A 4,433-nucleotide genomic window follows, 5' to 3' on the forward strand; every position below is an offset into this window, starting at 1 on the left:
GTTAGTTGAGAGTGGGGTAGAATATGGTATAATTTAACGCTTTAATCCATTTTTGCATGAAAATGGCTATCCGACCACTTAATCGTGTAAATTGTCAAGATTTTACCTTAATTTCTTTAAATTAAGTGGTCGGATTTTTTTTCATTGTCAAAAGTTCGTTTGATAGAATGACCATCAAACTTCACTTTTTCCTTGGAAAACGGGCGATTCCCCTGCTTTTTTAAACAGGCATTTTTCATTACAAATACCAACATTCAACACGCCCTAATACACCATCCATTTATCCAGCGAGACAGTCATGACAGCCCCACACCCCGATACCCCACCTGAGCATAACCACGTCATCATCATCGGTGGCGGTCACGTCGGACTGTCCTTTGCCCTGCTTTTGGCTCATCACGGCATTTATAGCACGCTGTTGGAGACGGTCAAATACCCGACCATCGCCCCCGACCAAGACCGTGAACGCCAATCCTATCTAGACAGTCGCAACACCGCTTTGTCTAGGCGTAGCGTGCAGATTTATCATGAGATTGGGCTGTGGGATGAGTTGGACAGCCACGCCTGCCGTATTGACAAGGTGCTGATTAGCGAGCTTGGTAGCTTTGGGCGGGCGACACTTGATAAACAGGCGGAGAACGTTGAGAGCTTTGGCTTTGTCATGGAAAACGCATGGCTAGGACGGGTACTGCTCCAAGCGGTCAAGGCAAGCCCCTATATCCGCCTGCATGATAACACCCAAGTGACCGCCATCGACCAAGATGACGACATGGCTCATGTTACTGCCATCAGTCAAGATGACAAAACAGGCAACGGCAACATTCAGCTATCCGCCCCACTGGTTGTGGCGTGCGATGGTCAGCACTCGCCTGCTCGCCACATGCTTAGCATAGGGGCGGACAGTCATGATTATGGGCAAGTGGGTATCGTTGGCGTGGTTGAGACAGACACGCCACACAAGCATGTCGCCATTGAAAAATTCAGCCCTGCTGGACCGCTGGCGGTACTACCCCTACCCGACAGCACAGATGCCAAATATCGCCGTTCGGTCGTCTTTATCTGCCCAAAAGGCGATGAACACGCCTACTTGCATGATGACGCTCACTTTTTGGCGACATTGCAACAAGTCTTTGGCACAGATGCAGGGCAGTTTGTACAAGCAGGCAGGCGTGGGGCATACCCTTTGACCAAAGTACTGGCTCATCGGCAGGTCGTCGGTCGCTGTGTACTCATGGGCAATGCCGCTCACACACTACACCCTGTGGCAGGTCAAGGCTTTAATCTATGCCTAAGAGACGCCTACGCTCTTGCCAAACTTTTGGGCGAGAACCTACAAAACGCCAAAAGCGGTAAATTTGGCATGACCACCCCCGACTTTGGCAACCAGACCCGCCTGCTAGGTTATGAGCAGTCCCGCCAAACCGACCAAAAGCGAGTGATTAAATTCTGCGATACCGTTGTTGGCAGTTTTACCAGCACCAACCCTGTCATGAAAGTCGCTCGCAATGTCGGACTGATTGCCTTTGACAAAATCCCCTTTGTCAAACCGATGGTTGCTACTTATGCGATGGGGTTAAAATCTTGATGGTTTGACGTGCCTGCTTTTATAAAACGATGCATTTTAAGTCGAGATTAGAGCATGATTTTTAAAATTTATCACACGCCTTTTATACCCCTTTAAAAAATCAAGCCCAACCCCCATTTAGCACCCAACTGTGTTATAATTGACCGTTTCAATCACTTTTAGGCATGAGCGAGAACCCATGAGCGAACATTCTACTTCCCAATTAGCCGCCCTTATTCAGCTTGGCAAAGAGCAAGGCTATCTGACCTATGCCGAGATTAACGACCAACTGCCCGAATCCGTCACCGAAAGCGACCAAGTAGAAGACATCATCGCCATGCTGACAGACGTGGGTATTGCCATTTATGAAGTCGCCCCTGATGAAGACGACATCATTTTGGCAAACTCGGGCAGTGATGACGACATGGCAGCCGATGAAGCGGCGGCGGTATTAGCCAGCGTTGAGACCGAACCGGGGCGTACCACCGACCCTGTGCGTATGTACATGCGTGAGATGGGAACAGTGGATTTGCTCTCTCGGGATGGCGAGATTAGCATTGCCAAACGCATCGAAGAAGGCACCCGAGAAGTGCAGTACATCATGGCATACTGGCCTGGCACGGTCAAGTTTGTGCTTGATGAATACGCACAAGTACAAACGGGCGAGAAAAAAATCTCCGATGTGGTCACAGGCTTTTTATCCCTAGATGACAGCGATTTTGAAATCCAAGAGAACGACACAGAGATTAACCTAAAAATCAGTGAAGCCGATGATGACAGCGACACCGAAGACGAAGACGATGATGGCAACGGCATGAGCATCGACGCTGACAGCGATGACAGCAGTCTTGACCCCGAAGAAGTCAAAGCCCGTTTTGATGAAATTCAAAGCCTGTTTGACAATGCCAAAAAAATGCTTGAAAAACATGGGCGTAACAGCGAAAAAGCCAAAGCCGCCTATGATGAGCTTGCCACTCGCTTTATGCTCTTAAAACTCAACAACCGCCTATCTGACCAAATCATGGCACTCATGCGTGAAGTCTATGAAGACGTGCGTACCACCGAACGCCAAATCATGCGTTTGGTTATCCGTAAAGGCAAAATGCCCCTTGATGAGTTCAAAAAAACCTTCCCCAGTAACGAGACCAACATTGACTGGCTGGCTCACCGTATTGATGGCAAACCTGCCTTTGCTGGCACCTTAGAAGCGGTGATGCCTGATGTTGTTGCCTTGCAAAAGAAAATCTTGGCACACGAAGAAAACCTACAAATGAACATCAAAGACATGAAAGCCGTGGCTCGCCAAATGGCAATCGGAGAAGCCAAAGCTCGTCGTGCCAAAAAAGACATGGTCGAAGCCAACTTACGTTTGGTTATCTCCATCGCCAAAAAATACACCAACCGTGGCTTACAGTTCCTTGACCTTATCCAAGAAGGTAACATCGGTCTTATGAAAGCGGTAGATAAATTTGAATACCGCCGTGGTTATAAATTCTCAACCTATGCCACATGGTGGATTCGTCAAGCCATCACTCGCTCCATCGCTGACCAAGCACGCACCATTCGTATCCCTGTACACATGATTGAGACGATTAATAAAATCAACCGTGTCAGCCGTCAGCTACTCCAAGAGATGGGGCGTGAACCCACCCCCGAAGAGCTGGGCGAACGCTTAGATATGGACGAAGCCAAAGTGCGTAAAGTCCTAAAAATCGCCAAAGAGCCGATTTCCATGGAAACCCCCATCGGTGATGATGAAGACAGCCACCTAGGCGACTTCATTGAAGACAGCACCATTTCAAGTCCTGTTGAGAGTGCCACTGCCGAAGGCTTGCGTGAAGCCACCCGAGAAGTGCTGGACAACCTAACCGAACGTGAAGCCAAAGTGTTAAAAATGCGGTTTGGCATTGACATGGCGTCCGACCACACCTTAGAAGAAGTGGGCAAGCAGTTCGATGTTACTCGTGAGCGTATCCGTCAGATAGAAGCCAAAGCCCTACGCAAACTTCGCCACCCATCTCGCTCTGAGCATTTGCGTTCGTTCTTGGAAAGTGATTGATTTTTCGGTATTGTTAATCAACCATACCTTTGGGCGGATTTGTAGGAACAAATTACATTTGCCCTGTGGTAAAGTGTTGATTTTTGGGCGAATTGCAATTCGCCCAAAAATCAATGGTAATTTTATATAATTTTTACATCCCTTTTGGCGTGTCTTAATTTCCCCAAACTCATCTTGGCCGAACAATGATAATCAACACCCTAAGTGGCACCATAAATCCGCCTGCCATACCCCATGCTGTCAAAGAGATTTTTAGCCATGCCAATGCTGCGGCAACATACGCACCACCATACATGACATAAATCTTGCCTGACGCATCAGGGTGCAAGATCAAAAGATGTACAAAGGCAAGCGGACTCATAGCGGTCAGTGCCCAAAGTCAATGTTTTTTACTCATTAAACTTCCTGCAAAACTAGTGTTCCGTTCGCCCTGAGCTATGCCTGCGGGTGGCGGAAAACCGTTATGGTTCGACAAGCTCAAGGCGAACGGTTTTCTTTAATTTAGGTTTTTGCAGGAAGTCTATTTAAAATCAAATAAGGAAAATAACACCCCAAAATCTCACAAAGCGCCGTCATGACAAATAACAGCAAGGTTTTGGCGAGAGCATGAATAGAAAAATCCATAAAGTAGACTTCTTGCGAAATTACGATTTTATTGAACTTGTCAAAATTCCAAATCTAATAAAATCAAGGTTTACAAGCTAAAATTTTTGAATTTCACAAGAACTCTAGTATCTTTGGGTAAAAATTATTCGGCATTGTTAAACAACAATACCTAAGCTAAAATACCCACACAGTCTATCATAAGCA

3 protein-coding genes and 1 pseudogene are annotated in these 4,433 nt (G+C 47.0%); 2 read left to right on the forward strand and 2 right to left on the reverse strand.

All coding sequences use genetic code 11. From position 1 onward, the window contains the following. Positions 1 to 298: 298 nt before the first annotated feature. Entirely contained in the window at positions 299 to 1,585 is a 1,287-nt protein-coding gene (locus tag B5J93_RS00680; protein ID WP_079323951.1) for an FAD-dependent monooxygenase, read from the forward strand. Between the two features lie 178 nt (positions 1,586 to 1,763). Beyond that, a complete protein-coding gene (rpoD, locus tag B5J93_RS00685) occupies positions 1,764 to 3,623 on the forward strand; it encodes an RNA polymerase sigma factor RpoD (RefSeq protein WP_079323952.1) in 1,860 nt (619 codons plus the stop codon). A gap of 169 nt (positions 3,624 to 3,792) precedes the next feature. On the opposite strand, the gene B5J93_RS00690 is transcribed toward rpoD, so the two are convergent. Beyond that, entirely contained in the window at positions 3,793 to 3,984 is a 192-nt protein-coding gene (locus B5J93_RS00690; RefSeq protein WP_079323953.1) for a YnfA family protein, read from the reverse strand. A 158-nt stretch (positions 3,985 to 4,142) separates the two neighbouring features. Then, positions 4,143 to 4,247: pseudogene (locus B5J93_RS00695) on the reverse strand (YnfA family protein); the annotation flags it as partial. Between the last annotated feature and the right edge of the window lie 186 nt (positions 4,248 to 4,433).

The organism is Moraxella equi (assembly GCF_002027555.1).
Classification (GTDB): Bacteria; Pseudomonadota; Gammaproteobacteria; order Pseudomonadales; family Moraxellaceae; genus Moraxella; species Moraxella equi.

Bases quoted from the DNA above. Each gene is read 5' to 3' on its own strand.
- B5J93_RS00680 (WP_079323951.1), top strand. From the start codon at position 299: ATGACAGCCCCACACCCCGATACCCCACCTGAGCATAACCACGTCATC.
- rpoD (WP_079323952.1), top strand. From the start codon at position 1,764: ATGAGCGAACATTCTACTTCCCAATTAGCCGCCCTTATTCAGCTTGGC.
- B5J93_RS00690 (WP_079323953.1), bottom strand. From the start codon at position 3,984: ATGAGTCCGCTTGCCTTTGTACATCTTTTGATCTTGCACCCTGATGCG.